Raw genomic sequence first — 13755 nt, forward strand, 5'->3', positions numbered from 1 at the left:
GTCGAGAGATCAGCATCCGGCGGGGAAGGTCGACGATGTATCTGGGAGCGCTCGAACTGGACATCCTCCTGGGCGACGTCCATTCGCTCAAAGGCAAGCGATCGTTGATCAAGCCGGTGCTCGCTGAGCTGCGTCGCCTGGGTGTATCTGCATCGGAGACCGGCGACCAAGATCTGCATCGACGCACGAAACTCGGTGTGGCGGTCGCGGCACCCGATCTTGCGCACGTACGGGAGATACTCGACAAGTGCGAGCGCCTCGCCGCGGACCGCCCGGAACTGGAGTTGCTCTCCACCAGACGAAGAGTGTTCGGTCCGGAAGACTGACGGTCCGAAACAACACAGAGAGTGGTCGCCGGAGACCGGCGACCGAGGAGGAACGAACGACATGGCCGATCCAGCACGCGCGCGCCGCCTTGCGAAGCGCATCTCCACTATCGTGGCTACCGCGATCGACCATGAGATCAAGGATCCACGGCTCGAGTTCATCACCATCACCGACGCGAAGGTCACGCCCGATCTGCATGACGCGACGGTCTACTACACCGTGCGCGGCGCCGATCTGAACACCGAGCCGGACCTCGAGTCGGCAGCAGCAGGGCTCGAGAAGGCCAAGGGGATCCTCCGATCGAAGGTCGGTGCGGCAACCGGTGTCCGGTTCACCCCGACACTGACGTTCGCCACCGACACCGTGCCGGATACCGCCCGTCACATGGAAGAACTCCTCGCGCGTGCGCGTGCGGCGGACGACGAAGTGGCACGGGCACGAGAGGGAGCGGTACCGGCCGGTGACTCCGACCCGTACAAGGAACCTCGCGAACGTGACGACGACGAATAGCGGCCCCATGCCCGACTTCGAAACGTCGACCGTCCCCGGAGGCGCGGTCGATCTCGACGGTGCCGTCGCGTTGCTCTCTGCTGCGCGGACAGTGACCGTGCTGTGCCACGTCCAACCCGACGCCGACACTCTCGGCAGCGGGCTGGCCCTCGGCCTCGCTCTCGAGCGACGAGGAGTTTCCGTGCAGGTGGCGTTCGCGGCGCCGGATACGGTACCCAAGTCGATGCGAGGCCTGCCGGGCGTCCATCTCGTCGTCGCGGCGGAGCAGGTCCGGGACGAGGTAGATCTGCTCGTTGCCGTGGACTGCGGCACCGCCGGCCGCCTCGGCAGCTTGCGGACCCGTCTCGAAGGTGCTCGGAACTCGCTGGTCATCGATCACCACCGATCGAATACGCGATTCGGGACCCACAATCTCATCGATGCGGACGCCGAGGCCACCGCGGCAGTTCTCGCTGACGTATTCGACGCGTGGGGCGTCGAGATCGACGCGAGTATCGCCCATTGCCTGTTCGCCGGTCTGGCCACCGACACCGGATCCTTCCGATGGGTGCGCCCGGGTACGCACTCGCTCGCGGAGCGCCTGCTCTCGACCGGGATCGACGGTGCGAACATCACCCGCACGCTTCTCGACACCCACCCGTTCGGCTGGTTGCCGATGCTGTCGTCGGTCCTGGCGTCCGCGACCCTGATACCCGAGGCCGCGAACGATCGCGGATTGGTGTACGCCCTGGTGCGTCGTGCGGACTCCTCCCATCTCGGCGCCGAAGAGATCGAAAGCGTCATCGACATCGTGCGCACCACCCTGGAAGCAGAGGTTGCCGCGGTGTTCAAGGAGGTCGGCCCGCAGGAATGGACGGTCTCGTTGCGTTCCAAACGCGATGTGGACGTCTCACTCGTGGCGACCACCCTCGGAGGTGGCGGACATCGATTTGCGTCCGGATATACCGCGCTCGGCGACTCCGAGGAGATCGTCGCTGCCCTTCGCGCTGCGCTCGGGTGATGGCGTCGGCCGAACCCACGACCCCAGGCGACGTCTCCGGGCGGCGGATCCTCGGACTCGCGCTGCCCGCGCTCGGAGTGCTGGCGGCAGAGCCCCTCTATCTCCTGTTCGACATCGCGGTGGTGGGGCGACTCGGTGCACTTCCGCTCGCCGGACTGGCGATCGGTGGTCTCGTCCTTGCTCAGGTCACGACACAGTTGACCTTCCTGTCGTACGGGACGACAGCCCGGGCGGCGCGGTTCCACGGTGCCGGTCGGCGCGACGACGCCGTCACGGAAGGGATCCAGGCCACCTGGCTCGCGGTCTGTGTCGGTGCCGTGATCGTCGTGGTCGGCCAGTTGCTTGCCGCCCCGGTCGCGGGTCTGATCGCCGGTGACGAGGAGATCGCGGCTGCCGCGGTGTCCTGGCTGCGTGTCGCGCTGTTCGGTGCGCCGCTGATCCTCATCAGCCTGGCGGGTAACGGGTGGATGCGAGGTGTGCAGGACACCGCACGACCCTTGCGGTATGTGGTGCTGGGATTGGGACTCTCGGCGGTACTGTGTCCGATTCTGGTCCACGGTCTGCTCGGTGCTCCACGTTGGGAGCTCGTCGGCTCCGCGGTTGCCAACGTCGTGGGGCAGTTCGTTGCGGCAACGCTGTTCGTGGTGGCGCTGGCGCGGTCAGGGGTGTCGCGCCGACCGCGCCGCGCCGTGATCGTCGCCCAGTTGCAACTCGGTCGCGATCTCATCGCCCGGAGCCTGGCGTTCCAGGCGTGTTTCCTGTCGGCAGCCGCGGTCGCAGCGCGGTTCGGTGCCGCTGCCGTCGCGGGGCACCAGGTGGTCCTGCAGTTGTGGAACTTCGTCACGCTCGCCCTCGACTCACTTGCCATCGCCGCACAGGCGCTCGTCGGCGCCGCACTCGGTGCCAAGGACACCCGCGGGGCAACTCGGATTGCCTGGCGAGTGACGGCGTGGTCGGCCGTGTTCGCAGTGGCCCTGGCCGTGCTCTTCCTTGCGGGGCGGACACTGCTCCCAGGTCTGTTCACTGCAGACGCCGCGGTACTCGATCAGATCGAGATCGCTTGGTGGTTCTTCGTCGCGATCATCCCGCTGGCCGGAGTCGTATTCGCGCTCGACGGAGTACTACTCGGCGCAGGCGACGCCGCGTTCCTTCGTACTGCGACACTTGCCGCCGCATTGCTGGGTTTCCTCCCTCTGATCTGGTGCTCGCTCGCCTTCGACTGGGGCCTCGCGGGAATCTGGACCGGGCTTACGGTGTTCATCGTGTTTCGGATGATTGCCGTCGTGTGGCGCACTCTGTCGGGGCGCTGGGTAGTGACGGGCGCGGACCGACAGGTCCACGCAGGCAACGGAACGGGAGGATAGAAACCGTGGCAGCGAAGTTGTGGGCGGTCAGTGACATCCATGTGGCACATCGGGGAAATCGGCCTGTCACCGAGGACCTGTTCCCAGAATCACCCGACGACTGGCTCATCGTCGCAGGTGATGTTTCGGAGAAGACCGACGATATCCGCTGGGCACTGAAGCTGCTCAGCGATCGCTTCGCGAAGGTGATCTGGGTTCCCGGCAATCACGAACTGTGGACCACTGCGAAAGATCCGGTGCAAATGCACGGGGTGGCGCGCTACGACTATCTCGTGACGATGTGCCGGGAACTCGGTGTGATCACTCCGGAGGATCCGTATCCGGTCTGGGAGGGCGACGGCGGACCGGTCACGTTGGTGCCGATGTTCCTGCTGTACGACTACTCGTTCCTGCCGGACGGTACCGCGACGAAAGCAGACGGCCTCGCACTGGCGCGCTCGCGCAACGTGGTCGCCACCGACGAGTTCCTCTTGAAGCCCGACCCGTACATCACCCGCGACACGTGGTGCCGTGCACGGATCGAGCAGACGAAGGCTCGGCTCGACGCACTCGATCCTGAGGTGCCGACCGTATTGATCAATCACTTCCCGCTCGTGCGCGAACCCACTCGAATGCTGTTCTATCCTGAGTTCGCGCTGTGGTGCGGCACCACCGAGACCGCCGACTGGCACTTGCGGTACCGGGCATTGTGCAGTGTGTACGGGCATCTCCACATCCCGCGCACCACGTACTACGACGGGGTGCGCTTCGAGGAGGTATCGGTCGGATACCCACGCGAATGGCAACGACGCGGCCTCCCCGACAATGTGCTGCGCCAGATCCTGCCCGTCCCGGACTACCCGCCGGGCACGCTCAACAAGTGGGGCGGTCATTTCACGGTGACGCCCGAGATGGAAGCCGAAGCCGAGAAGTTTCGGGCTCAACGAGAGAAGGAACTGCGGTGACGGAACCGGCGACGAACCCCATGGTCGGTGCACGAGAAGGTTTGATCGAACGGATCGTTCCCGACGGTGTCGCAGCCGCGGAACTGTTCTCCGACCCGCCGGGCCTCGTAGCTCATCCTCAGGAGGAAGCCCTCATCGCCAGGTCTGTCGAGAAGCGTCGCCGCGAGTTCATCGGTGCGCGGCACTGCGCACGTCAGGCGATGGGTCGTCTGGGTGTGGAGCCGGCACCGATTCTCAAGGGGGACAAGGGCGCACCGATCTGGCCGCGCGGAGTGGTGGGTAGTCTCACGCACTGCGACGGCTATCGCGGTGCCGTCCTCGGCTACTCGCTGCAGGTGCGTTCACTCGGAATCGACGCGGAACCGCACGATCACCTCCCGGACGGTGTTCTCGATGCAGTCAGCCTCGACGTCGAACGCACATGGCTCGCGTCGACCGACGACACCGACGTGCACTGGGATCGGGTGCTGTTCTGCGCTAAGGAAGCCACATACAAGGCGTGGTTTCCGCTCACCGGTCGCTGGCTCGGATTCGAGGATGCCCACATAACCTTCGAACGCGACGACTCCGGTGCGACCTCCGGCACGTTCCGGTCGGAGTTGCTGGTTCCCGGCGACACCCGCGACGGCGCGCCGCTGACCGCATTCGACGGTCGGTGGCTTGTCGCCGACGGCCTGGTGCTCACCGCAATCACGGTGCGCTGAACTATGACCGAATCCGCTTCCGATAATCCCGCCCTCACTCGTGCCGGCTTGCTCATCGTCGACAAACCGGCGGGCATGACCAGCCACGACGTCGTTGCCCGATGCCGGAAACTGCTCGGGACCCGAAAGGTAGGCCACGCAGGCACCCTCGATCCGATGGCGACCGGAGTGCTGGTGCTCGGTGTCGAACGCGCCACCAAGTTACTCGGGTTGCTGGCGTTGACCACCAAGTCGTACGCCGCGACGATCCGGTTGGGGCAGCGCACCGTGACCGATGACGCAGAGGGCGAGGTGCTCGAGACCCTGGACGCATCGTCCGTGAGCGACGACAGGATCACTGCGGGCGTTGCCGCGCTGACCGGAGACATCGAGCAGGTCCCGGCGAGCGTGAGTGCGATCAAGATCGACGGAAAGCGTGCGTACGCGCGGATGCGCGAAGGTGAAGCGGTGGAGATCCCCGCGCGGCCGGTCTCCGTGTCGCGGTTCGAGGTTGTCGCGCGCCACGAGACCACGGAGGAAGGATTCGTCGATCTCGACGTCGAGGTCGACTGTTCATCCGGGACCTACATCCGTGCTCTTGCACGAGATCTGGGAGCAGCCCTGGGCGTCGGTGGGCATCTCACGGCGTTGCGGCGTACCACGGTCGGCCCGTTCGGTCTCGAGCATGCGCGCACCCTCGAGCAGTTGGCGGACGATCCGGCACCGAGCCTCGATCTCGACGCGGCTGTCCTGGCTGCGTTCGAAACCCGTTCGGTCACGGCCGACGAGGCCGTGGTGCTCTCGCACGGGCGCTGGCTCGACCCGATCGGTATGTCAGGTGTGTATGCGGCGATCGACCCGGAGGGGCGGGCGGTGTCGTTACTGCAGGAGAAGGGAAAGCGGGCGTCATCGGTATTCGTGGTGCGTCCGTCCAACATCTGAGGTGCGCTCAGGTCGTGACGAATCCCGATTCGTAGGCCACAATCACCGCCTGGGTTCGGTCGCGAACACCGAGCTTTGAAAGTACGGCACTGACATGGGATTTGACGGTCTCGGCGCCGACGAACATGTGCGTGGCGATCTCGGCATTCGACAGGCCGCGCGTCATCAATCGCAGCACGGTGGACTCGCGTTCGGTGAGCGCGGCACGCTCGAGTTGCTCGCGTGCGGGCGCGTTGCCATGGCCTGACGCGAGCGTGCGGACGGCAGCGGGGTACAGGAGTGAATCTCCTTCGGCCACGGTGCGGACGGCATTTGCGATCTCGGCGGGGCGGGCACGTTTGAGCAGGAATCCGTCCGCGCCTGCCCGCAAGGCCCGGTAGACATACTCGTCGTTCTCGAAGGTCGTCACGATCACGATCTTGGGCGGTGACGGTACGGTCCGTAGGATCACCCGCGTCGCGTCGATCCCGTCCATCAGCGGCATCCGTACGTCCATCGCGATCACGGTCGGCCGTAGCCGCCGCAACAGCGGGACGACCGCGGCACCGTCCCCGGCCTCGCCCACGACCTCGATGTCGGGCTGCGCGTCGAGGATCGCGCGCAGTCCAGCGCGGGCAAGTGGTTCGTCGTCGACGAGCAGTACGGTGATCGTCATCCGTATCACTGAGTTCCGTCGAACGGGAGCGTGACGTGGACCTGCCAGATCCCGCCGGCCGGTCCGGTCGCCGCGTGGCCACCGAGTAGTTCCGCGCGTTCGTGGATGCCGCGCAACCCGCTTCCGCGACCGGTGGTCGGCGCGACGACAGGCAATGCGCTCGTCACCTCCAACTCGAGTTGATCGGTATCCACCTGAACTCGGACGAGGACGGGCCCGGGACCGGAATGACGCAGCACGTTGGTCAGCGATTCCTGCAGGATGCGGTAGCCCTCTCGGGAAAGTGGCCCGGGTACACGATCGATGTGGCCGGCGACCGAGACGTCGATGTCGGCACCCGCCGATCGTGCAGACTCGACAAGGCGAGAAGCATCGGCGAGGGTGGGACGCTCACCTGGCCCCGTGGAGTCGCGCAGCACGAGAAGGACCCGATCGAGGTCGTCGAGCGCGTCGCGTCCGGTTTCTTCGATGGCGCGCAGTGCCAGCGCGGTGAACTCGGGATCATCGGCAGCGCGGGCCGCACCGGCCTGCAATACCGCGACGGTGAGGGCATGACCGATCGAATCGTGCAGCTCGCGAGCGAGACGGGTGTGTTCGAGGAGCAGGTCGGTGCGTTGTTCCAAGGCTCGCATCCGATCCGCGGCAGACGGGCCGAGCAACCGGCGCGCAACGGCGGTGACCAGCGCCCCGAGCCCGAGGACCGTTGTGAAGATCACGATGATGGGCAGTGGGATCAGCAGGGCGTACCACCACTGGGGTTGCTCGATCCTCACGAGGGCATCCTCGCCCGGCGCTCCTCCCACCGCTGCACCGACGAGATCCGCGCACAGCAGTATCATCGGCACACAGACCGCGCACAGTATCGCGCTGAGCGCGAGCCTGACCTCGAGCCAGAGCACGGTGCGCCACCGGTCGGACCAACTCGCCGACGACGCGGCGCCGATGGACGGCTCATCAGCAGAGGTTCCTTGACCGGGAGTGAGGAACAGTCGCGCCTGGACCCCTTCCGCGAGCCGCATTGCCGGGAGCAACCCCACTGGCACGACGAACAAGGCGAGCATGTACGGGTGGTCGTCGTCGATGAAGAGCCACACCGCAGCGAACGTCAACGGAATGCACAGATGTAGCCCGCGGGTGTAGGTCGCCGGGCGGGTCGAGAGCCGGCCTATCTCGCGGAACATGTATTCATACTGCCAGCTGCGCGATCGCCGGTGACTCCCCGAAATGGGGGAGACGGATCCCACCCGAGGGGGGAGATCACGCGACCGGTTCGGATGGACGCTGAGTGCATGACGACAATCGAAGTGCACGAGCTGACCAAGGTATACGGATCGATTCGTGCGGTCGACGGCGTGACGTTCACTGTGCGTCCCGGGATGGTGACGGGGTTCCTCGGCCCCAACGGCGCCGGGAAGTCCACCACGATGCGCACCATCCTCGGCCTCGACCGACCGACCACCGGGACTGCCGTGATCGGCGGTAGGCCTTTCGTCGAGTCCGAGCAACCCCTGACCCTGGCAGGTGCGCTCCTCGACGCCGACGCCGCGCACCCCGGGCGGACCGCCCGGAATCACCTGCTGGCGCTCGCGAGGAGTAATCGGCTCCCGGTCGACCGTGTCGGAGCGGTCCTCGACGAGGTCGGGCTGTCCGGTGTCGAGCGTCGACGCGTCTCGTCCTTCTCACTCGGAATGCGCCAGCGCCTCGGGATCGCCGCCGCACTGCTCGGTGATCCGCAGGTATTGATATTGGACGAGCCGTCGAACGGGCTGGACCCGGAGGGCATTGTCTGGATCAGGGAAGCGTTGCCGAGACTCGCCCGCGAGGGACGCACGGTCCTCGTCTCGAGTCATCTGATGTCCGAGATCGCCTCGTATGCAGATCACCTCCTGGTTCTCGGCGAGGGCCGCATTCTCGCCGATGCTTCCACGGACGACTTCGTCCGCGCCCATGCCGAATCGACCGTGCGCCTGCGCACCCCGCACGGCACGCGCCCCGACGAGGTGCTTGCACGCTTCGGATGCACTGCCGTCGAGGACGACCGCGGCAGATGGATGGTCCGCGGCGGCCGGATCGACGAGATCGGAGCGCTGCTCGCCGACGCGGGTATCCCCGTCCTCGAGCTGACCGATCAACAGGCCTCGCTCGAGGAGGCCTATCTCGCCTTGACATCGAACGCGAAGACCCGCGTGACCGGCACGACGCACCAGGAGGCCTAGCCATGTCGTACGCATCCGCCCTCCATTCGGAGTGGATCAAGACGCGGTCGCTGCCGTCACTCGGTGGGGTGCTCGCGCTCCTTTTTCTTGTCACCGTCGGATTCTCCCTGGTCGGCAGTGCAACGTTGGGTAGAGAGGAGGCGGGGCAGCCCGATTTCGACCCGCTGCTGATCTCCTTCTTCGGTGTCAACTTCGGCCAGGTGGTCGCAATCACCTTCGGTGCCCTCGCCGCGGCGGCACAGTTCAAGAACCACGGCACGAGAGTCTGGCTCGTCGCAGTTCCCCGCCGCGGTGTGTTCTACGGGGCCGGTCTCAGCGTTGTCGCGAGTCTCACCTTCGTTGTCGGCCTGGCGACAGCTCTGGCGTGTTTCGTCGGTGGTCAGTTTCTGCTCGGTGAGCACCGGCTGGAATGGACCGATGCGGCTGCCGGCCGCGCAATCCTCGGGTGCGCGGTCTATCTGACCGCGATGGCACTGTTCGCGTCGGGAATGGCAACTCTGTTACGAAGTGCTGCAGCGACACTGGGCGTCCTCGTCCCGCTGGTGTTGTTGTTGTCGTTCGTTCTCGGCGACGTGGCCGGCAGCAGCGGTGTCGCCGACTATCTGCCCGATCGTGCGGGTCGTCAGGTGCTCGTCTTGGATCCGCTCGGTTCACCGGGACCGTGGGCGGGCCTGGTTGTGACAGGGGTGTGGTCGGGCGCGGCCGTCCTCGCCGGTTGGTGGGCGTTCCGTCGTCGCGACTGCTGACCGGGGGTCAGACGAGCCAGATAGCTTCGGCCGCAAGGTTTCCGAGGTCCACGGGGGTGCGGTCCGGGCTACCGATCCGGACCGAGACGGTGCCGGCGAAGTCGCGGCGTTCGACTACCTGGATGTCGGTGTCGAGAGCGATGCCGACCTCGTCGAAGTAGCGCAGCATTGCCGGGTCCGAGTCGGAGATCCGGGCGACACGTCCGCTTTCTCCGTCGCCGAACTCGCTGAGCGCGCGGGCGGGAGGCGCGGGAATCGAGCCTCCCGCAGTGGGGATCGGATCACCGTGCGGGTCGCGTTCGGGGTGGCCGAGTTTCGCGTCGATCGCGGCGATCATGCGCTCGGAGACCGCGTGCTCGAGGACTTCGGCTTCGTCGTGCACCTCGTCCCAGCCGTAGCCGAGTTCACGGACGAGGAACGTCTCGATGAGGCGGTGTCTGCGCACCATGGCGACGGCGGCGTCGCGGCCGTTGTCGGTGAGCGAGATGGACCCGTAGCGTGCGTGGTCGACCATTCCCTGGTCGGCGAGTCTGCGGACGGCTTCGGACACCGTCGACGCCGAGACACCGAGACGCTCGGCAAGCAGCTTGGTCGACACCTTCTCGCCGGACCATTCCTGAATGGTCCAGATGATCTTCAGGTAGTCCTGGGCAACCGACGACAACGTGTCGGTCACGGAGGGCTCACGAGTCTCAGGCACGTGACCAGCTTAGGTAACCGTCAGCGAAGAATCACCTTCTCGGGACGGTCTGCGGCGCAGTGCGGCGGTTACCAGGCCTTGTCGCGGTGCGAAGAGGTACGCGGCAGCGAACAGGGTGGCCTGGGTCAGCACCACCACGCCACCGGTCGCAGCATCGGTGTAATAGCTCGTGTACACGCCCGCCACCGAACCGAGTGCACCGAGCATCGGCGCGATGACCAGCATTCGAGACATCCTGTCGGTCAGCAGGTACGCGGTGGCGCCCGGGATGATGAGCATCGCAACCACGAGGATCACGCCGACGGCCTGGACTGCACTCACGATCGTGATCGCCAGCAGTGCCAGGAGCAGCGCCGACAGCGCGGCAGGGGGGATGCCGAGTGCGTGCGCGTGGACGCGGTCGAACGCGAACAGGGTCAGGTCCCGACGCTTGACCACGAGCACCACGAACACGGCGGTGGCGAGCCCCGCGATCTGCCAGACGTCCGATTGCGAGAGCCCCAGCAGGTTTCCGAACAGGACGTGGTGCAGGTCGATCTGGCTGGGATTCTTCGAGATGAGGACCACGCCCAGTGCGAACAGTGTGGTGAAGACCGTTCCGATCGCAGCGTCTTCCTTGATTTTCGTGGTCCCGCGGACCAGCCAGATCAACGCCACCGCGAGACCTGCGAACAACAACGCGCCCAGGGTGAACGGCGCACCCACGAGGTAGGCCAGGACAACTCCGGGGAGGACCGCGTGCGACACCGCATCGCCCATGAGCGACCAGCCGATCAACACGAGCCAGCAGCTCAACAGGGCACATATCACCGTCGTGACGACCGCGACGACGAGAGCCCGCTGCATGAAGCCGTACTGCAGTGGTTCGAAGATCAGATCGAGCATCACGACACTTCCTGTGACTCGGCGCTCGCACCGAACGCGCGGGCAAGGTTCTCCGGGCGCAGTACCTCGTCGGGCGTGCTGTGCAGGATGACCTGCCTCTGCAGCAGAACCGCCTCGTCGCACAACTGCGACAGACCTGCAAGGTCGTGGGTGGCCACGAGCAGCGTGTGCCCGTCTGCGGCGAGGTCTCGAAACACGTCGGTGAGCGCTGCCTGGGTGGTCGTGTCCACTCCGGCGAAGGGCTCGTCGAGAAGCAGCAGTGGTGCGCGCTGCGCGATCGCTCGCGCGACGAATACGCGTTTGCGTTGACCTCCGGACAGCTGGCCGATCTGGCGGTGGGCGAACGGAGTCAGGCCGACGCGATCGAGTGCCTCGGCGACCGCCTCGTGGTCACCGCGTCGGGCTCGGCGCATCCACCCCTGGCGTCCGTAGCGTCCGGTCATCACGACGTCGCGTACCCCGATCGGGAAGTCCCAGTCGACAGCCTCGGCCTGCGGGACATACGCCACGGCGCCGGACTTCCGTGCCGCGCTGATTCCGACGCCGCCGATGGAGATGTCACCTTCGGTCGGTTCGACCAGCCCCATGATGCTCTTGAACAGAGTGGATTTTCCCGAGCCGTTGGTGCCGACGAGCCCGCACACTCTGCCGGGGGCTACTTCGAGACTCGCCCGGTCGAGCGCGACGACGGAGTCGTACCGGACCGTGACGTGATCCAGGCTCAGCGCAAGGCCGGATGACCGGGCGTGGTCGAGGTGTGCGGTGCCGGAAAGCGTCACGGGTTCAGTCCTGACGTGATGGTTGCGACGTCGTGGCGGAGAAGTTCGAGATATGTGGGCACCGGGCCGTCGGGATCGGATAGGGAATCGACATAGAGGGTGCCTCCGTACGCGGCGCCGGTGTCGGCGGCGACCTGCCGCTGTGCCTTGTCGGAGACGGTGGATTCGCAGAACACCGCCGGAATATCGTTCTCGCGTACGAAATCGACTGTGCGGGCGATCTGTTGCGGAGTGCCCTGCTGGTCGGAGTTGACCGGCCACAGGTAGGCCTCGCGCATTCCGGCGTCGCGCACGAGATGACCGAAGGCGCCCTCACAGGTGACCAAGGCTCGCTGGTGCTCGGGAACGGCCGCCAGCGTCGTGGTCAGTTCGTCGTGCACGGCCTGGAGTTCGGACCGGTATGCGTCGGCGTTGGCCGCGAAATCCGCGGCGTGCTCGGGAGCGAGGTCGCTGAGCGCGGCCTCGATGTTGTCGACGTAGATCTGTGCGGTCAGCGGTGACATCCACGCGTGAGGGTTGAGTTGTGTGGAGGAATCGTCGCCGATCGGCAGGGGCTCGACACCCTCGGTCAGCACTACGTGTGCGGCGTCGGTGTCGGCGAGGAACTGCTCGAACCAGCGTTCGAGACCCAGTCCGTTGTCGAGGACGAGATCTGCCTCGGCTGCGTGCCGCAGGTCGCCGGGCGTCGGTTCGTAGCCGTGCACTTCTGCGCCGGGTTTCGTGATCGATTCCACCCGTACGTGGTCACCTGCGACGGTGCGCGTCATATCGGCGAGCACGGTGAACGTGGTCAGTACGAGGGGCTCGTCGTCGGACTGCGCGGTGCCACACGCGGTGAGTGCGACGAGTGCAGCGAGTGAGGTCGCTCCGAGGACTGATTTGGGTGGTCTCATCGAAAAGTTAGGCACCCCGAAATTATGCCGAGCATCGCTTCGGGTTGTCTACCCGGGGTGAGTGCGAGGGCGAGGATGCCGGTCCGTCCGCGGGGTCGTAGGCTTTCCGCTGTGCAGAGATGGCGAGGTCTGGACGAGATACCCGCGGACTGGGGTCGGTGCGTGGTCACGATCGGTGTGTTCGACGGAGTGCATCGAGGTCACCAGCAGCTGATCACCCGTGCGGTGAAGTCGGCGAAGGAGCGGGGCATCGCCAGTGTGTTGATGACATTCGACCCGCACCCGATGGAAGTGGTGCGTCCTGGGAGTCATCCGGCCCAGCTGACCACATTGGCCCGGCGCGCCGAACTCGCCGAAGAACTCGGCGTCGACGTGTTCTGTGTCATGCCCTTCACCCCCGAGTTCATGAAACTCTCGCCCGAGCGTTACGCCCGAGAGATCCTCGTCGAGCGGCTGCATGTCGCCGAGGTGGTCGTCGGGGAGAATTTCACCTTCGGCAAGAAGGCTGCGGGGACCGTGGAGATGCTCCGCGGCATAGGCGAACGATTCGGTTTCGCGGTGGACGGGCAGACTCTGCTCGCCGAACATGCCGTGACGTTCTCGTCGACCTACATCCGTTCGTGTGTCGATGCGGGCGACATGACCGCCGCTACCGATGCGCTCGGTCGCCCACACCGTGTGGAGGGTGTCGTTGTGCACGGCGACGGACGAGGCCGGGGGCTCGGGTTCCCCACGGCGAACATCGCGCCCCCGATGTATGCCGCCATCCCTGCGGACGGTGTCTACGCCGCATGGTTCACAGTCCTCGACTCGGGCTCTCCCGTGGACGGCCTCGAGGCCGGCCTGCGCTACCGTGCCGCGGTGTCGGTGGGGACGAATCCCACCTTCTCGGGCCGTAATCGCACGGTCGAGGCGTTCGTGCTCGATGCTGAGGCCGATCTGTACGGGCAGCACGTGGCTGTCGACTTCGTCGAGCGGCTCCGCGGCATGGAGAAGTTCGACTCGGTCGAAGCGCTGGTCTCCGCGATGCATCGTGACGCAGACCGGGCCCGGGAGTTGCTTGCGGACGACGCATAGTCCGCGCTGTCGCGCGTCCGAACTTGCGGTGAAA

General features: G+C 66.0%; 16 protein-coding genes. 10 read left to right on the forward strand and 6 right to left on the reverse strand.

What is annotated here, in order from left to right; genetic code table 11:
• The first annotated feature begins 35 nt into the window (after positions 1–35).
• The 7 genes from MWU77_RS15095 (at position 36) to truB (ending at position 5770) form a co-directional block, all read left to right on the forward strand.
• Positions 36–326, forward strand: coding sequence for a DUF503 domain-containing protein (locus MWU77_RS15095; protein ID WP_169688722.1), 291 nt, complete (start codon positions 36–38; stop codon positions 324–326).
• 61 nt (positions 327–387) lie between these two features.
• Positions 388–837 carry a 30S ribosome-binding factor RbfA gene (rbfA, locus tag MWU77_RS15100; protein ID WP_169688723.1) on the forward strand — a complete coding sequence of 150 codons (450 nt, stop codon included), beginning with the start codon at positions 388–390 and terminating at the stop codon, positions 835–837.
• Positions 838–844: 7 nt separating this feature from the next.
• Positions 845–1837 carry a bifunctional oligoribonuclease/PAP phosphatase NrnA gene (locus MWU77_RS15105; protein WP_169688910.1) on the forward strand — a complete coding sequence of 331 codons (993 nt, stop codon included), beginning with the start codon at positions 845–847 and terminating at the stop codon, positions 1835–1837.
• Entirely contained in the window at positions 1837–3201 is a 1365-nt protein-coding gene (locus MWU77_RS15110; protein ID WP_169688724.1) for an MATE family efflux transporter, read from the forward strand. The genes MWU77_RS15105 and MWU77_RS15110 overlap by 1 nt, the downstream gene beginning before the upstream one ends.
• Before the next feature lie 5 nt (positions 3202–3206).
• Complete coding sequence (locus tag MWU77_RS15115) at positions 3207–4145, forward strand: metallophosphoesterase (RefSeq protein WP_169688725.1); 939 nt, start codon at positions 3207–3209, stop codon at positions 4143–4145.
• Between the two features lie 41 nt (positions 4146–4186).
• Positions 4187–4849 (forward strand): 4'-phosphopantetheinyl transferase Npt, encoded by a 663-nt coding sequence (npt, locus tag MWU77_RS15120; RefSeq protein WP_169688911.1) that lies wholly within the window; start codon positions 4187–4189, stop codon positions 4847–4849.
• A gap of 3 nt (positions 4850–4852) precedes the next feature.
• Positions 4853–5770: a tRNA pseudouridine(55) synthase TruB gene (gene truB, locus MWU77_RS15125; RefSeq protein ID WP_247274155.1), complete on the forward strand. Its 918-nt coding sequence runs from the start codon at positions 4853–4855 to the stop codon at positions 5768–5770.
• A 7-nt stretch (positions 5771–5777) separates the two neighbouring features.
• On the opposite strand, the gene MWU77_RS15130 is transcribed toward truB, so the two are convergent.
• Both MWU77_RS15130 and MWU77_RS15135 read right to left on the reverse strand, forming a co-directional pair.
• Entirely contained in the window at positions 5778–6425 is a 648-nt protein-coding gene (locus tag MWU77_RS15130; RefSeq protein WP_169688727.1) for a response regulator transcription factor, read from the reverse strand.
• Positions 6426–6430: 5 nt separating this feature from the next.
• Complete coding sequence (locus MWU77_RS15135) at positions 6431–7606, reverse strand: sensor histidine kinase (protein ID WP_247274156.1); 1176 nt, start codon at positions 7604–7606, stop codon at positions 6431–6433.
• A 108-nt stretch (positions 7607–7714) separates the two neighbouring features.
• Here MWU77_RS15135 and MWU77_RS15140 point away from each other — a divergent pair, with 108 nt between their 5' ends.
• Together MWU77_RS15140 and MWU77_RS15145 are read left to right on the forward strand one after the other, a co-directional pair.
• On the forward strand, positions 7715–8641 hold the full coding sequence (locus MWU77_RS15140) for an ABC transporter ATP-binding protein (protein ID WP_247274157.1): 927 nt from the start codon (positions 7715–7717) through the stop codon (positions 8639–8641).
• Positions 8642–8643: 2 nt separating this feature from the next.
• Positions 8644–9387, forward strand: coding sequence for a hypothetical protein (locus MWU77_RS15145; RefSeq protein ID WP_247274158.1), 744 nt, complete (start codon positions 8644–8646; stop codon positions 9385–9387).
• Positions 9388–9394: 7 nt separating this feature from the next.
• Here the strand turns inward: MWU77_RS15145 and MWU77_RS15150 are convergent, their stop codons facing one another.
• From MWU77_RS15150 to MWU77_RS15165, 4 genes are read right to left on the reverse strand one after another with little or no spacing between them, the layout of a single operon-like run.
• A complete protein-coding gene (locus MWU77_RS15150) occupies positions 9395–10087 on the reverse strand; it encodes a metal-dependent transcriptional regulator (RefSeq protein ID WP_169688731.1) in 693 nt (230 codons plus the stop codon).
• A 9-nt stretch (positions 10088–10096) separates the two neighbouring features.
• Positions 10097–10972, reverse strand: coding sequence for a metal ABC transporter permease (locus tag MWU77_RS15155; protein WP_247274205.1), 876 nt, complete (start codon positions 10970–10972; stop codon positions 10097–10099).
• Complete coding sequence (locus tag MWU77_RS15160) at positions 10972–11697, reverse strand: metal ABC transporter ATP-binding protein (protein WP_206040105.1); 726 nt, start codon at positions 11695–11697, stop codon at positions 10972–10974. Before MWU77_RS15160 ends, MWU77_RS15155 begins: the two co-directional genes overlap by 1 nt.
• A gap of 50 nt (positions 11698–11747) precedes the next feature.
• Entirely contained in the window at positions 11748–12644 is an 897-nt protein-coding gene (locus MWU77_RS15165; RefSeq protein ID WP_247274159.1) for a metal ABC transporter substrate-binding protein, read from the reverse strand.
• Between the two features lie 111 nt (positions 12645–12755).
• Between MWU77_RS15165 and MWU77_RS15170 the strand changes: the two genes are divergently transcribed.
• Positions 12756–13721 carry a bifunctional riboflavin kinase/FAD synthetase gene (locus tag MWU77_RS15170; protein WP_247274160.1) on the forward strand — a complete coding sequence of 322 codons (966 nt, stop codon included), beginning with the start codon at positions 12756–12758 and terminating at the stop codon, positions 13719–13721.
• The last annotated feature ends 34 nt before the right edge of the window (positions 13722–13755 follow it).

The organism is Rhodococcus sp. F64268 (genome assembly GCF_023015605.1).
GTDB lineage: Bacteria > Actinomycetota > Actinomycetes > Mycobacteriales > Mycobacteriaceae > Rhodococcus.